Source organism: Pseudarthrobacter sp. MOO14, from assembly GCF_058267675.1.
Map to the genome: position 1 here is coordinate 3,924,526 of NZ_CM177849.1, position 12,704 is coordinate 3,937,229.

14 protein-coding genes are annotated in these 12,704 nt (G+C 67.2%); 8 read left to right on the forward strand and 6 right to left on the reverse strand.

Annotation, left to right across the window (positions count from 1 at the left end; all coding sequences use genetic code 11):
• Window positions 1-162 precede the first annotated feature (162 nt).
• From rpsB to AC4EEV_RS18070, 6 genes are all read left to right on the forward strand, one after another.
• The gene (gene rpsB, locus AC4EEV_RS18045; protein ID WP_491329642.1) at window positions 163-1,020 is read left to right on the forward strand and encodes a 30S ribosomal protein S2; all 858 of its coding nucleotides are present in this window, start codon (window positions 163-165) and stop codon (window positions 1,018-1,020) included.
• Between the two features lie 127 nt (window positions 1,021-1,147).
• Complete coding sequence (tsf, locus tag AC4EEV_RS18050; protein ID WP_018763429.1) at window positions 1,148-1,984, forward strand: translation elongation factor Ts; 837 nt, start codon at window positions 1,148-1,150, stop codon at window positions 1,982-1,984.
• Window positions 1,985-2,129: 145 nt separating this feature from the next.
• The gene (pyrH, locus tag AC4EEV_RS18055; protein ID WP_018763430.1) at window positions 2,130-2,867 is read left to right on the forward strand and encodes a UMP kinase; all 738 of its coding nucleotides are present in this window, start codon (window positions 2,130-2,132) and stop codon (window positions 2,865-2,867) included.
• Between the two features lie 126 nt (window positions 2,868-2,993).
• Window positions 2,994-3,551, forward strand: a complete 558-nt coding sequence (gene frr / locus AC4EEV_RS18060; RefSeq protein WP_018763431.1) for a ribosome recycling factor — start codon at window positions 2,994-2,996, stop codon at window positions 3,549-3,551.
• The gene (locus AC4EEV_RS18065; protein ID WP_018763432.1) at window positions 3,551-4,471 is read left to right on the forward strand and encodes a phosphatidate cytidylyltransferase; all 921 of its coding nucleotides are present in this window, start codon (window positions 3,551-3,553) and stop codon (window positions 4,469-4,471) included. The genes frr and AC4EEV_RS18065 overlap by 1 nt, the downstream gene beginning before the upstream one ends.
• 147 nt (window positions 4,472-4,618) lie before the next feature.
• The gene (locus AC4EEV_RS18070) at window positions 4,619-5,203 is read left to right on the forward strand and encodes a DivIVA domain-containing protein (protein ID WP_491329643.1); all 585 of its coding nucleotides are present in this window, start codon (window positions 4,619-4,621) and stop codon (window positions 5,201-5,203) included.
• Between the two features lie 22 nt (window positions 5,204-5,225).
• On the opposite strand, the gene AC4EEV_RS18075 is transcribed toward AC4EEV_RS18070, so the two are convergent.
• The 5 genes from AC4EEV_RS18075 to AC4EEV_RS18095 are packed head-to-tail and all read right to left on the reverse strand — an operon-like array spanning window position 5,226 to window position 9,741.
• Entirely contained in the window at window positions 5,226-5,915 is a 690-nt protein-coding gene (locus AC4EEV_RS18075) for a hypothetical protein (RefSeq protein ID WP_043424430.1), read from the reverse strand.
• 19 nt (window positions 5,916-5,934) lie between these two features.
• Entirely contained in the window at window positions 5,935-7,407 is a 1,473-nt protein-coding gene (locus AC4EEV_RS18080; RefSeq protein WP_491330909.1) for a sodium/solute symporter, read from the reverse strand.
• Window positions 7,408-7,441: 34 nt separating this feature from the next.
• Window positions 7,442-7,813 (reverse strand): DUF485 domain-containing protein, encoded by a 372-nt coding sequence (locus AC4EEV_RS18085; RefSeq protein WP_133832624.1) that lies wholly within the window; start codon window positions 7,811-7,813, stop codon window positions 7,442-7,444.
• Window positions 7,810-8,526, reverse strand: a complete 717-nt coding sequence (locus AC4EEV_RS18090; RefSeq protein ID WP_018763437.1) for a LytR/AlgR family response regulator transcription factor — start codon at window positions 8,524-8,526, stop codon at window positions 7,810-7,812. The genes AC4EEV_RS18085 and AC4EEV_RS18090 overlap by 4 nt, the downstream gene beginning before the upstream one ends.
• A 33-nt stretch (window positions 8,527-8,559) precedes the next feature.
• Window positions 8,560-9,741, reverse strand: a complete 1,182-nt coding sequence (locus tag AC4EEV_RS18095; protein ID WP_491329644.1) for a sensor histidine kinase — start codon at window positions 9,739-9,741, stop codon at window positions 8,560-8,562.
• A 207-nt stretch (window positions 9,742-9,948) separates the two neighbouring features.
• Between AC4EEV_RS18095 and AC4EEV_RS18100 the strand changes: the two genes are divergently transcribed.
• Together AC4EEV_RS18100 and AC4EEV_RS18105 are read left to right on the forward strand one after the other, a co-directional pair.
• Window positions 9,949-10,329 carry a DUF485 domain-containing protein gene (locus tag AC4EEV_RS18100; protein ID WP_491329645.1) on the forward strand — a complete coding sequence of 127 codons (381 nt, stop codon included), beginning with the start codon at window positions 9,949-9,951 and terminating at the stop codon, window positions 10,327-10,329.
• On the forward strand, window positions 10,326-11,942 hold the full coding sequence (locus AC4EEV_RS18105; RefSeq protein ID WP_018763440.1) for a monocarboxylic acid transporter: 1,617 nt from the start codon (window positions 10,326-10,328) through the stop codon (window positions 11,940-11,942). The genes AC4EEV_RS18100 and AC4EEV_RS18105 overlap by 4 nt, the downstream gene beginning before the upstream one ends.
• A gap of 109 nt (window positions 11,943-12,051) precedes the next feature.
• On the opposite strand, the gene AC4EEV_RS18110 is transcribed toward AC4EEV_RS18105, so the two are convergent.
• Window positions 12,052-12,702, reverse strand: coding sequence for a hypothetical protein (locus tag AC4EEV_RS18110; protein WP_491329646.1), 651 nt, complete (start codon window positions 12,700-12,702; stop codon window positions 12,052-12,054).
• Window positions 12,703-12,704 lie beyond the last annotated feature (2 nt).

Genomic DNA, 12,704 nt, shown 5'->3' on the forward strand with positions numbered 1-12,704 from the left:
ACCGGTCTTCCCGCGGTCAGGGCTTTGGTCCTGATGGGACGGCCGGAGGATGCCAGGAGCAAGGCCCGTCCGGGCCACGCTGATCAACCGTCAACTATTGGCAGGGTAAGAAGCCTTCGGGGTTTCTCATGAATGACCTGCCGGAAAATAAGGAGCGTCGGAATGCCCGTCGTAACCATGCGCCAGCTGCTTGACAGCGGCGTCCACTTTGGACACCAGACCCGCCGTTGGAACCCGAAGATGAAGCGCTTCATCTTCACCGAGCGCAACGGTATCTACATCATCGACCTGCAGCAGTCGCTGTCCTACATCGACCGCGCCTACGAGTTCGTCAAGGCCACTGTTGCCCACGGCGGCACCGTGCTGTTCGTCGGTACCAAGAAGCAGGCCCAGGAAGCAATCGCAGAGCAGGCAACCCGCGTGGGCCAGCCCTACGTGAACCAGCGGTGGCTCGGCGGTATGCTGACCAACTTCCAGACTGTCGCCAAGCGTATCCAGCGCATGAAGGAACTCGAAGAGATCGACTTCGACGACGTCGCCGGTTCCGCCTACACCAAGAAGGAGCTCCTGCTCCTCAAGCGTGAACTGACCAAGCTCGAGTCCAACCTCGGCGGCATCCGCAACCTGACCAAGGCGCCGTCCGTGCTCTGGGTTGTCGACACCAAGAAGGAACACCTCGCCGTTGACGAGGCCAAGAAGCTGAACATCCCGGTTGTTGCCATCCTGGACACCAACTGCGATCCCGACGAAGTCGACTTCCCGATCCCGGGCAACGACGACGCCATCCGCTCCGTGAACCTCCTGACCCGCGTTGTCGCCGACGCCGTCGCCGAGGGCCTCATCGCCCGCAACAACCGCGGCACCGGCACCACCGACGCTCCGGAAGAGCCCCTCGCCGAGTGGGAGCGCGAGCTCCTCGAAGGCAACAAGGCGGAAGCCGCTGCCGCTCCGGCCGAAAACGCTGAAGCTCCGGCCGCCGAAGCTCCCGCTGCCGAGGCTCCCGCCGAAGACGCCAAGTAACACACGTCAATCCGGATTCTCCGCGCTGTCCGCAGCCGGAGCTGCTGACAGGATGGCAGCCCACACCCGTGGGCTGCCGTCCTGTCGGTCCGTACACCACCAAACATTTCTAGACAGAGGGGTTCACATGGCGAACTACACTGCCGCTGACATCAAGGCCCTGCGCGAGCGCACCGGCGCCGGCATGATGGACGTCAAGAAGGCTCTTGACGAAGCCAACGGTGACGCCGAGAAGGCCATCGAGATCATCCGCATCAAGGGCCTGAAGGGCGCTACCAAGCGTGAAGGCCGCTCCACCGCCGAAGGCCTGGTGGCCGCAAAGGTCAGCAACGGCGTCGGCGTCATGATCGAGGTCAACTGCGAGACCGACTTCGTTGCCAAGGCTGACAAGTTCATCCAGCTGGCCGACAAGGTCCTGGCCGTCGCCGTCGAGTCCGGCGCTGCCGACCTCGAAACCCTGCTCGCCACCGATGTCGACGGCAAGCCGCTGTCCGAGGTCGTCGTCGAAGAGGGTGCCATCCTGGGCGAGAAGGTTGTGGTTCGCCGCATCTCCCGCATCGAGGGTGCAACGGTCGACGCTTACCTGCACAAGACCTCCAAGGACCTCCCCGCCCAGGTCGGCGTCCTGTTCGCCGTTGACGGTGAAGGCGAAGCCGCAGCCACGGCTGCCCACGACGTCGCCGTCCACATCGCCGCGATGGCTCCGAACTACCTCACCCGTGAGGACGTTCCGGCCGATCTCGTTGAGTCCGAGCGCCGCATCGCCGAGGAGACCGCCAAGGCAGAAGGCAAGCCTGAAGCAGCCCTCACCAAGATCGTTGAAGGCCGCGTGACGGGCTTCTACAAGGGCGAGGTCCTGGTTGACCAGGCATTCGCCAAGGACGCCAAGAAGTCCGTGGCACAGATCCTTGAAGAGGCCGGTGTCAAGGGAACTGCGTTCACGCGTTTCCGCGTCGGCTCCTAGTCGAAACTGCAAGGGGTGGCCACTTCGGTGGCCGCCCCTTTTGCATGCGCCCAATCCGCTGGAAACGCAGCGGCAAGCGCGGCCGGTTCCGAGCACGGGACCCGGCAGGATACCCTTTTTTCAGAATCACCAACGGGAAGGCATCATGGAAGCCGTCAACACTGACATGCATTCAGAGAAGAGCAAGCGGCGGGTCCTCCTGAAGCTCTCCGGCGAGGTCTTCGGCGGCGGGAAACTGGGTGTCGACCCCGAAACCGTCCGCGACGTCGCCAAGCAGATCGCAGCGGCCGTCCCGCAGGTTGAGGTGGCCATCGTGGTAGGTGGCGGCAACTTCTTCCGCGGCGCAGAGTTGTCCCAGAGCGGCATGGACCGCTCACGCGCCGACTACATGGGCATGCTGGGGACCGTCATGAACTGCCTCGCCCTGCAGGACTTCCTGGAGCAGGCCGGAGTGGAAACCCGCGTCCAGAGCGCCATCACCATGGGCCAGGTGGCCGAGGCCTACATCCCACGCCGCGCTATCCGCCACATGGAAAAGGGTCGCGTGGTCATCTTTGGCGCCGGCGCCGGCCTGCCCTACTTCTCCACCGACACGGTGGCCGCCCAGCGGGCCCTGGAAGTCCACGCCGACGTCGTCCTGATGGCCAAGAGCGGAGTGGACGCCGTCTACACGGCAGACCCCAAGAAGGACCCGAGCGCCGAACGCCTCGAAACCCTCAGCTACGACGATGCGCTGCGCCGTGACATCCGGGTCATGGACCAGACTGCCATGACCATGTGCAAGGACAACGACCTCTCGATGGTCGTCTTCGGCATGGAGGGTGAAGGCAACGTCACCCGCGCCATCCTCGGCGAGAAGCTGGGCACGCTGGTCACCGCCTAGCTCCGGCTAGGATGATTTCAGGACAGTTCCGTCCCCGCCTGCGACGGCGGGGACGGAGACAGCAACAGAGAACCACGTGAGTGCAACCGGCGCGATCGGACTGCACCAGAACCGTCAGGAGAGACCGTGATCGAAGAAACCTTGCTCGAAGCCGAAGAAAAGATGGACAAGGCGGTAGAGGTAGCCAAGGAAGACTTCGCGTCCGTCCGCACCGGCCGCGCCAACCCCGGCCTCTACAACAAGGTCCTGGTGGAGTACTACGGGTCGCCCACGCCGCTGCAGCAGCTCGCCTCGTTCGCCATCCCGGACGCCCGCACCATCCTGATCACCCCGTTCGACAAGACCGCCCTCCGGGACATCGAACGCGCCTTGAGCGACTCCGAGGTTGGCGCCAATCCGTCCAACGACGGCAACGTCATCCGGATCACCATTCCTGAGCTGACCAAGGAACGCCGCAAGGAATACGTCAAGATCGTCAAGACCAAGGGCGAGGACGCGAAGATCTCCATCCGCAACATCCGGCGCAAGGCCAAGGAAACGCTGGACCGCCTGGTCAAGGACGGCGAAGCCGGCGAGGACGAAGGCAGCCGGGCCGAGAAGGAACTGGACAGCCTCACCAAGGCCCACGTGGACGGCATCGACGAACTGCTCAAGCGCAAGGAAGCAGAGCTGCTCGAAGTCTGATGGGCCAGGCAGATCAGGCCCCCGCTTCACGGGCCCGCACACGGGGGAAGCAGCCCAGGAGCAACCCGACGCCGAAAGCCGGGCGGAACCTGCCCGCCGCCGTCGTGGTGGGCCTGGCCATGCTGCTGGGCGTGCTGGGCGGCCTGCTGTTCCTCCCGCTGGCGTTCGTAGCGATCGTTACGGCCTTCGCCGTCTTCGGCGTCTGGGAAATCTACCGTGCGCTGGAGGCCAACGGAACCAGGATGCCCATCGTGCCGGTCATGACGGGCACGGTGGCCCTGCCGTTCGCCGCCTACTTCGGCGGCATTGAGAGCCAGCTGTTCGCCCTCCTGCTCAGCGCCGTGGCCGTCCTGCTGTGGCGGTCGATCGAAAGCGCCGCAGGATCGGCCAACAGCATCTTCGCCGGCGTCTTCACGCTGGGTTGGGTTCCGTTCTTCATCAGCTTCGCGGCCCTGCCGCTGCACGCGGCCGGAACCATCCCGCTGGGGCTGTGGCCAGGCGGCCTGGCGCCCATCGGCGCCTGGGAAATTGCAGTCATGCTGCTGCTGGTGGTCTCGAACGACACCTTCGGCTACCTGGTGGGAGCGTCCATCGGGAAGCACCCCATGGCCCCCAAGATCAGCCCCAAGAAGTCCTGGGAGGGCTTCGCCGGATCGGCAGCGGGCGCCATGCTGATCGGCGTTCTGGCCGCCATCTTCGTACTGGACAAGCCGTGGTGGGTAGGCGTGGTCCTCGCGGTGGGAACGGTGGCCGCCGCCACCGCCGGGGACCTGGCCGAGTCCATGGTCAAGCGTGAACTTGGCGTCAAGGACATGAGCAGCATCCTGCCCGGCCACGGCGGCGTGATGGACCGGCTGGACTCCATCGTCTTCGCCTCGCCCGTGGCCTTCATCCTGTACGGACTCGTGGCCGGCGCCTGAGGGATGCCCCCGGCGCGGGGCAGCCAACGAGAAACTGGCCCCACGCGGGGCGCCCGTGACACACAACGGGGCCGGAGGGTTGCACCTTCCCCGGCACCTTAAACTGGTGCGGAAGCACTAAGGCTGAAGAGCATTGAAGGAATCAAAGTGGCATTGGACATTCATCGGCAGATCCCTGCGTCCTTTGAGCGCGTGCAGCGCAGTGAGTACGGCTACAACGCCAAGCAGGTGGACCAGTTCCTGCAGCGGGCCCGGGTCTCCTTGGAAACCCCCGAGTCCGCAAGCGAGCCCGTCAACAGCTCCGACGTCAGGGCCGTTTCATTCGACCCCGTCAAGGGAGGCTACTCCGCCGCTGTGGTGGACGCCGCGCTGGACCGGCTTGAGGACGCGTTCGCCCGCCGCGAGCGCGATGAACTGATCGCCGCCCGGGGCGAAGAGGCCTGGCTGCGTGAAATCGGAAGCCTTTCGGGTATCCTCCGCGGACGGCTGCACCGGCCGGACGGCGAGCGCTTCCGCCGGCCCACCAAGAAGAAAGCCCGAAGCTACAACACGGCCGACGTCGACCGGTTGTGCCGCGAACTCGTTGCCTACCTGGAGCAGGACAAGCCGCTGAGCGTCGACAGCGTCCGGCGTGCGGTCTTCCGCCCGGCCGTGGGCCGCGACGGCTACGAAGAATCCCAGGTGGACGCGTTCCTGGACCGGGTGGTCGAACTCATGGCGGCCATCGACTGACGAACCGCTCCCGGGAGGCCGCTTAGTCCCCGGCCGGAGGGGTGGGGGAGAGCGGGCTGAACCGCCGCCACACCTCGCGGTAGCTGCGGTAGCCGCGCACGGCGGACACTGCCAGGAACCCGGCACCGCACACAGCTCCCGCCACCGTCGCGGCCGCGATGCCCGCGCCCGCCAGGGACACCAGCAGCCCGGCAAAGATGGCAATCAAGGCGGCGTTCGCCGTCGTCATGAAGATCATGCTGCTCCCGGCCACGTGGCTGAATGTGCCTCGGTGGCCGAAGAAATAGTACGTTTGGACGGAGCCTGCCTCGTCGTCATGGTATGACGCCATCAGGTAGGGGGCCACGCCCGGGTCGAGGTCAACATACGCGGCCCGCAGGCGGTTCATGGCCGTGACGTACATCAGGTCCTCGTGGGCCACGTTCATGACCCGGAGCTGGGTCAGCAGCCCAATCGCGGTGTCGATGAACAGCACCACCACGGCCAAGAGCACGAAGGCTTCCGAGAATCCCGTCGCCTGGCCCACCAAGGCAACACTGACAACGCTCGCGGAAGTGAACGTCAGGAACATGCTGATCCGCGTCAGGACCTCGCTTTGGGCGGTGCTCCGGGATGCCAGCAGGCCCCAGTGTTCCGTGGCGAGCAGCTGCGCCCGAACGGAGGAAGGGACTGCGCCTTCCCGGCGGGACGGCCCGCCGTCCTCGATGGACATGGCGTTATTGTCCACCCGATCACCGTCCGGTTGCCAGCGGCCTTTCCGGGGTGTGCAGGCGCGTCATGGTCCGCGGCATCGTTGCGGGAATACGGTGCGCCGTGGCCCGGGAGACCAGGACCATGACGGCAAAGGCCGTGGGTACACTCCAGGCGGCAGGCTGGGCAAGCCACGCCGGAGTCTGCCCGGAACCGGCCAGCGCCAGCGAGCCGGCGATCATCGCCCCGCCGCAAAGCACGCCGCCGGTCACCATGCCGGCGATCGCCCCTGTGTCCGTTAGGCCACGCCACCAGATGCCCAGAAGGAGGACCGGGCACACCGTCGAGGCAGTAAACGCGAACACCAGTCCCACGCTTCCGGCCAGGGCCAGGGAATCGGTCATGAAGGCAAAGCCCAGCGGCACGACGGCGGATACGACGGCGGCGAGCCGGAAGCCGCGGACGCTTCCGCCCAGGACGTCCTGGCTGATGACGCCGGCCAGGGAGACCACCAGTCCCGAGGTGGTGGAGAGGAACGCGGCGAAGGCCCCGGCCACCACCAGGGCGGAGAGCAGGCTGCCCGCCGTGCCGCCCAGGAATTCACCGGGCAGCCGCAGGACCATGGCGTCCGGCTGGCCCGAACGTGCCAGGTCCGGGGCGAACATCCGCGCCACCAGGCCGTATGCGGTGGGAAACAGGTAGAACACGGACAGCAACCCCAGGACGATCAGCGTGGTGCGCCTCGCGGTGTGTCCGTCCGGGTTGGTGTAGAAACGCACCAGGACGTGCGGCAGCCCCAGCGTTCCGAAGAGCAACGCCACCAGCAGGGAAATATTCTGGTACGGGCCTGCGGGGGCCGCCCCGGTGGGGTTGACGGCGGCCGGGGCCAGCGGTTGCCTGCCCTGGCCGGCCAGCACGAACACAATGAACAGGATGGGCACGGCCAGCGCCGTGAGCTTGAGCCAGTACTGGAATGCCTGCACGAACGTGATGGACCGCATGCCGCCGGCTGCCACGGTCAGGCACACCACCACCACGACGGCCACCGAGCCGACCCAGGACGGCAGGCCCGTGGTGATGCGGATCGCCAGGGCCGCGCCATGGAGTTGCGGCACGATGTACAGCCAGCCGACCATGACCACCACCAGGCTGGTCACCCTGCGGACGGTCCGCGACGCCAGCCTGGATTCCGTGAAGTCCGGGATGGTGTACGCCCCGGACCGGCGCAGTGGCGCGGCGACGAAAAGCAGCAGCATCAGGTAGCCCGCCGTGTACCCCACGGGAAACCACAGGGCGTCGGTCCCGGACAACAGGATCAGCCCGGCCACGCCAAGGAAGCTGGCGGCGGACAGGTATTCGCCGCCGATCGCGGACGCGTTCCACCATGGCCGCACCGTCCGGGAAGCGACGTAGAAATCCCCGGTGGTGCGCGAGATGCGCAGCCCGTAGAACCCGATGATCGCCGTGGCGAGGGACACCACCGCGACCGCTGTGATGGCGACCCCGGCGTTCACTGCGGCACCACCGGGGCGCCCCGTGCCGCCGGGTTCATTGTTCGCCGGCCAGGTCGCGGTAGCGCGCCTCATTGCGGGCCGCGCTCCTGACATACAGCCACGCGCTCAAGCCGATGACCGGGTAGATGCCGAGGCCCAGCAGGAGCCAGTCGAACGGGATACCGGCGATCCTGGTGTCGGCAAGGCCGGGAACCGCAACCAGGACCAGGGGGAACGCGGCCAGGATGAGCAGGAAGCCGCCGGCGACAACCAGTGCCAGCCGCAGCTGCGAGCGGATCAGGGAACGCACGAATACCTGGCCAACCTCGGTGTCCTGGGCGGCTTCGCGTGATTCCAGCGGGCGCGGTCCGCCGCGGCCGGGGCCGCCGGGGGAGGCGTGCGGGGCGGTAACCCGGACCCTGGTCATGCGTGCGGCCTGATCCGGGTTGCTTCCAGCTTCTCCCGCACCGTGGGCAGGTGGCGCCGGCTGATGGGCAGCCCGGCCCCGGCCACGGTCACGCGGGGCCCGTCGGCCGCCAGCTTCATGGAGGACACGTGCTTCAGCGCCACCAGGTAGGAGCGGTGCGTCCGGATGAATCCCGCATCCGCCCACTGTTGTTCCAGGTCGGCCAGGGGCACCCGGATCAGGTAGCTGGCGTCGGCGGTGTGCAGGCGGGCATAGTCGCCCTGCGCCTGGACATACGTGACGTCGTCCCGCCGGATCATCCTGGTGGTCCCGCCCTGGTCCACCGTGATCATCTCCGGCGCGCTGCCGCCGTCGCGCAGTTCACTGATCCGGCCCACAGAGCGCGCCAGGCGTTCGGTGCGGACGGGCTTGAGCAGGTAGTCGACGGCGGCCAGTTCAAACGCTGCCAGGGCATGGTCCTCGTCGGCGGTAACGAACACAACCGCCGGGGGATTGCTGCTCCGGGCGATGAAGCCGGCGATGTCCAGGCCGGACACGGCGGGCATGTGAATGTCCAGGAACACGGCGTCGATGCCGCCGCCCGCCAGGGCTGCGAGGGCTTCCGCGCCGGACGTTGCCCGCAGCACCTTGCCGATGCGCTCATCCCTGCCCAGCAGGAAAGCCAGTTCCTCAACGGCGGGCAGCTCATCATCAACGACGAGGACGTTAATCATGCTCCTAGGGTACTTCCAGCAGCGGGAGCCGCCTCACGCGTCATGTCCGGGCTGGGACTTGGGTACGCGCATGGTGATCAGGGTTCCCTCGCCCGGCGCCGTTTCCACCACCAGCCCGTGGTCGTTGCCGTAAACCTGCCGGAGCCGGGCATCCACGTTCCGCAGCCCCACGTGGTCCCCGTCGGTGTGGCCTGCCAGCACGGACCGGAGCTGTTCCGGATCCATCCCCACGCCGTCGTCCTCGATGGTGACTTCGGCGAAGGCGCCGGCGTCCTCTGCGGTGATGGTGATGTGTCCGGGCCCCGCTTTGGCCTCAAGGCCGTGCCGGACGGCATTCTCCACCAGCGGCTGCAGGCTCAGGAAGGGGATGACGGTGCTGAGGACCTCGGGGGCTACGCGCAGGCTGACCTGGACGCGTTCGCCAAACCGGGCCCGTTCCAGCAGCAGGTAGCGGTCAATGCACCGGAGTTCCTCTGCAAGGGTGGTGAAGTCGCCGTGCCGCCGGAACGAGTACCGGGTGAAGTCGGCAAACTCCACCACGAGCTCCCTGGCCCGCTCGGGATCCGTGTTGATGAACGAGGCGATGGCGTTCAGCGAGTTGTAGATGAAGTGCGGGCTGATCTGCGCCCGCAGCGCCCGCACTTCCGCCTCCATCAACAGCGTGCGGGATGCGTCCAGCTCCGCGAGTTCCACCTGCACCGCAACCCAGTCGGCCACTTCCCCCGTTGCACGGACGAGGCCCGCGCCGGCCGTGGGGGCGAACGCCGCCACCGCGCCCACCACGCGGGTGCCGGCCCGCACCGGGGCGATAACTGCGGCCAGAGGCCCGCCGGTTCCCTCCGCGCCTGCAGGAAGCACGGCCGCCCGGCCTGATTCCATGGCGCCGGCGGCGAGCTGCATCAGCCGCGCCCGGATTTCCTCAGCGCCGCCATCCCAGGCCAGGACGCCGGACGTGTCGGTTATGGCCAATGCGTCGCAGCCCAGCAGGCAACGAAGCTGGCGGGCGGCCTTCGCGGCTCCTGACGGGTTCAGCCCTCGGCGCAGGTGCTGGCCTGCCTGGGAGGCGGCGTGCAGCGTGCGGTAGGTGGCCCGCTCGGCGTCCGTGCCCAGCTCCCTGAAAGAACGGAGCACCTTCAGGCCCACGCCGACGACGACGGCAATGGCCATGGCGATCAGCGCCACTGCCGCGGCGGTCAGGAGGGGGGAGTCCGGCATGGTGCCCAGCGTAGCGGCGGGTGCCGTTTGCCGCAGCATCGCAGCCGTTGAGCGACCCCGCGCCGCGTAGTTCTGGAATACCGCGCCGGACAGGCCGCAGAGTGATTGCAGTCACATCTGCGGTTTCCCTGGCAGAGTTCCCGGGCAGTTTCCTGCCGCGGGCCCTGCCGCCCGGTGTGTACCCGCATGACTCAATGAGGAGGAACGATGGGTAACGAGGCCCATACTCCGGACGCAGCGGCGTCCGTGGACTTCGAGCAAGTCCAGTCGACCGGGCAGTTCCAGGAACTGCGCAGGCGTCACCGCAGCTTTGTCTTCCCCATGGCAGTGGCCTTCCTGCTGTGGTATTTCGCCTACGTCCTCCTGGCCGATTACGCGGTGGACTTCATGTCCACCAAAATTTGGGGCAACATCAACGTCGGCCTGATCCTGGGGCTGCTTCAATTCGTCTCGACCTTCGCCATCACCGGCTGGTACGTGCACTACTCCAACCGGAAACTGGACCCGATCGCCACCGAAATCAGGAACGAGATCGAGGGGCACGAATTCGACAAGGACGGACACCGAGTGGGCGGAGCCAACAAATGATCGCAATCCCAGCCGCCGTGGATGTTGCCGCGCTCAAAGACACCACCCTCTTGAACATGGGCATCTTCGGCCTGTTCGTGGCCGTGACCATGGTGATCGTGTTCCGTGCCAGCCGGAACAACAAGACCGCCGCCGACTACTACGCCGCCGGCCGGTCGTTCACCGGCTCGCAAAACGGCACCGCCATCGCCGGGGACTACCTGTCGGCGGCATCCTTCCTGGGCATCACCGGCGCCATCGCCATCAACGGCTATGACGGCTTCATGTACTCCATCGGCTTCCTCGTGGCGTGGCTCGTGGCGCTGCTCCTGGTGGCCGAACTGCTGCGGAACACCGGCAAATTCACCATGGCGGACGTCCTGTCCTTCCGGCTGAAGCAGCGCCCGGTCCGGATAGCGGCGGCCATCTCCACCCTTGCCGTCTGCTTCTTCTACCTGCTGGCCCAGATGGCCGGTGCGGGAAGCCTGATCTCACTCCTGCTGGGCATCAGTGACTGGGGCGGACAGGCGCTGGTAATCATCGTCGTCGGCGCCCTCATGATCATGTACGTCCTGATCGGCGGCATGAAGGGCACCACGTGGGTGCAGATCATCAAAGCCATGCTGCTGATCGCCGGCGCCGCCGTCATGACGCTGTGGGTCCTGGCCATCTACGGCTTCAACCTCTCCGCCCTCCTGGGCGGCGCCGTGGAAACCGCCAACAACCCGGCCGTCCTGAACCCCGGCCTGCAGTACGGCAAGACGGAAACCTCGAAGCTGGACTTCATGTCCCTGGGCCTGGCCCTGGTCCTGGGCACGGCAGCCCTGCCGCACGTGCTGATGCGCTTCTACACCGTGCCCACGGCCAAGGAGGCCCGGAAATCCGTGGTGTGGTCCATCTGGCTGATCGGCCTGTTCTACCTCTTCACCCTGGTGCTCGGCTACGGCGCAGCCGCCCTGGTGGGCGCTGACACCATCAAGAGCGCCCCCGGCGGCGTCAACGCGGCCGCCCCGCTGCTGGCCTTCCACCTGGGCGGCCCGCTGCTGCTCGGCTTCATCTCCGCGGTAGCGTTCGCCACCATCCTGGCCGTGGTGGCCGGGCTGACCATCACCGCCGCCGCTTCCTTCGCGCACGACATCTACGCCAACGTCATCGCCAAGGGCAAGGCCGACGCCGCCACGGAAGTCCGGGTGGCCCGGCGCACCGTGGTGGTGATCGGCATCCTGGCCATCCTGGGCGGCATCTTCGCCAACGGCCAGAACGTGGCCTTCCTGGTGGCCCTGGCCTTCGCCGTCGCCGCGTCCGCCAACCTGCCCACCATCATCTACTCGCTGTTCTGGCGGAAGTTCACCACCCAGGGCGCGGTGTGGAGCATGTACGGCGGCCTGGCGTCGGCGATCCTGCTCATCGTTTTCTCCCCGGTTGTTTCCGGTGCCAAGACCTCGATGATCCCGGGCGCCAACTTCGCCCTCTTCCCGCTCAGCAACCCCGGCATCGTGTCCATCCCGCTGGCGTTCCTGCTGGGCTGGCTGGGCACCACGCTGGACAAGCGGCGCGAGGACCCGGCCAAGCAGGCCGAAATGGAAGTGCGCTCGCTGACGGGCATCGGGGCTGAAAAGGCGGTGGACCACTAACTGACGCCGGGCAGCCCGGAACACGGAAGAGCCTCCATGCCGCTGGTGCGGTGTGGAGGCTCTTTTGTTGTGCAGCGGTGCAGCCGTGGGCGGCTTTCGCCGTTGCGTTTCATCGTTGATGGTGGCCGGCCGGGGCCAGGTTTCCGTGTTCTCCGTGCGGGACGGCGTACTGGCCCGCCGTCGACGCAGCGAGTCCCGGCGTCGCTATTCCCGCCACCAGCACGGCGCCGGCGAAGGCTGCCGCAAGCAGCCGTCCGGGCCGGACCGATCCCGCCGTACCGCGGCCTGCCCGCGGCCCGCCTTCCCGGCGTGCTTCCGCCCGCCCGAGCCAGCCAAGGGACGCAATGATCATCAGCGTCAGCAGCAGGGCGGAGAGCTGCGTGAGGTTGAGCCCGGACATCCGCGGAGCGGCGAAGGCGATGGCCGCCACATGGACTGCTGCGGCGCCTCCCAAGGCATACCGCACCCGGCGGCCGCCCGCCGGAGGCTCCTTGGCCAGGAACACGATGGCTCCCGCCAGCAGGGCCGTGCCCCACAGCGCGGCTGCCGCACCGGCGGCAAGCCCGAGAGGTTGCGCGGGCCCGGCTGCCGCGGCGAAGAAGCTGGACGCGATGGCCAGGTTGACCGATCCCGCGCCGAAGCCGGCGAACCCGGCAACAAGCCGGACGGCCGGGACGGCAGGGGACGCCGCCCAGGCAGGGGCGGCAGCAGCAGCCCCCGGAGCCGCCGGGCCGGAGGCGGCCATGCCGGATGCCGCCATGG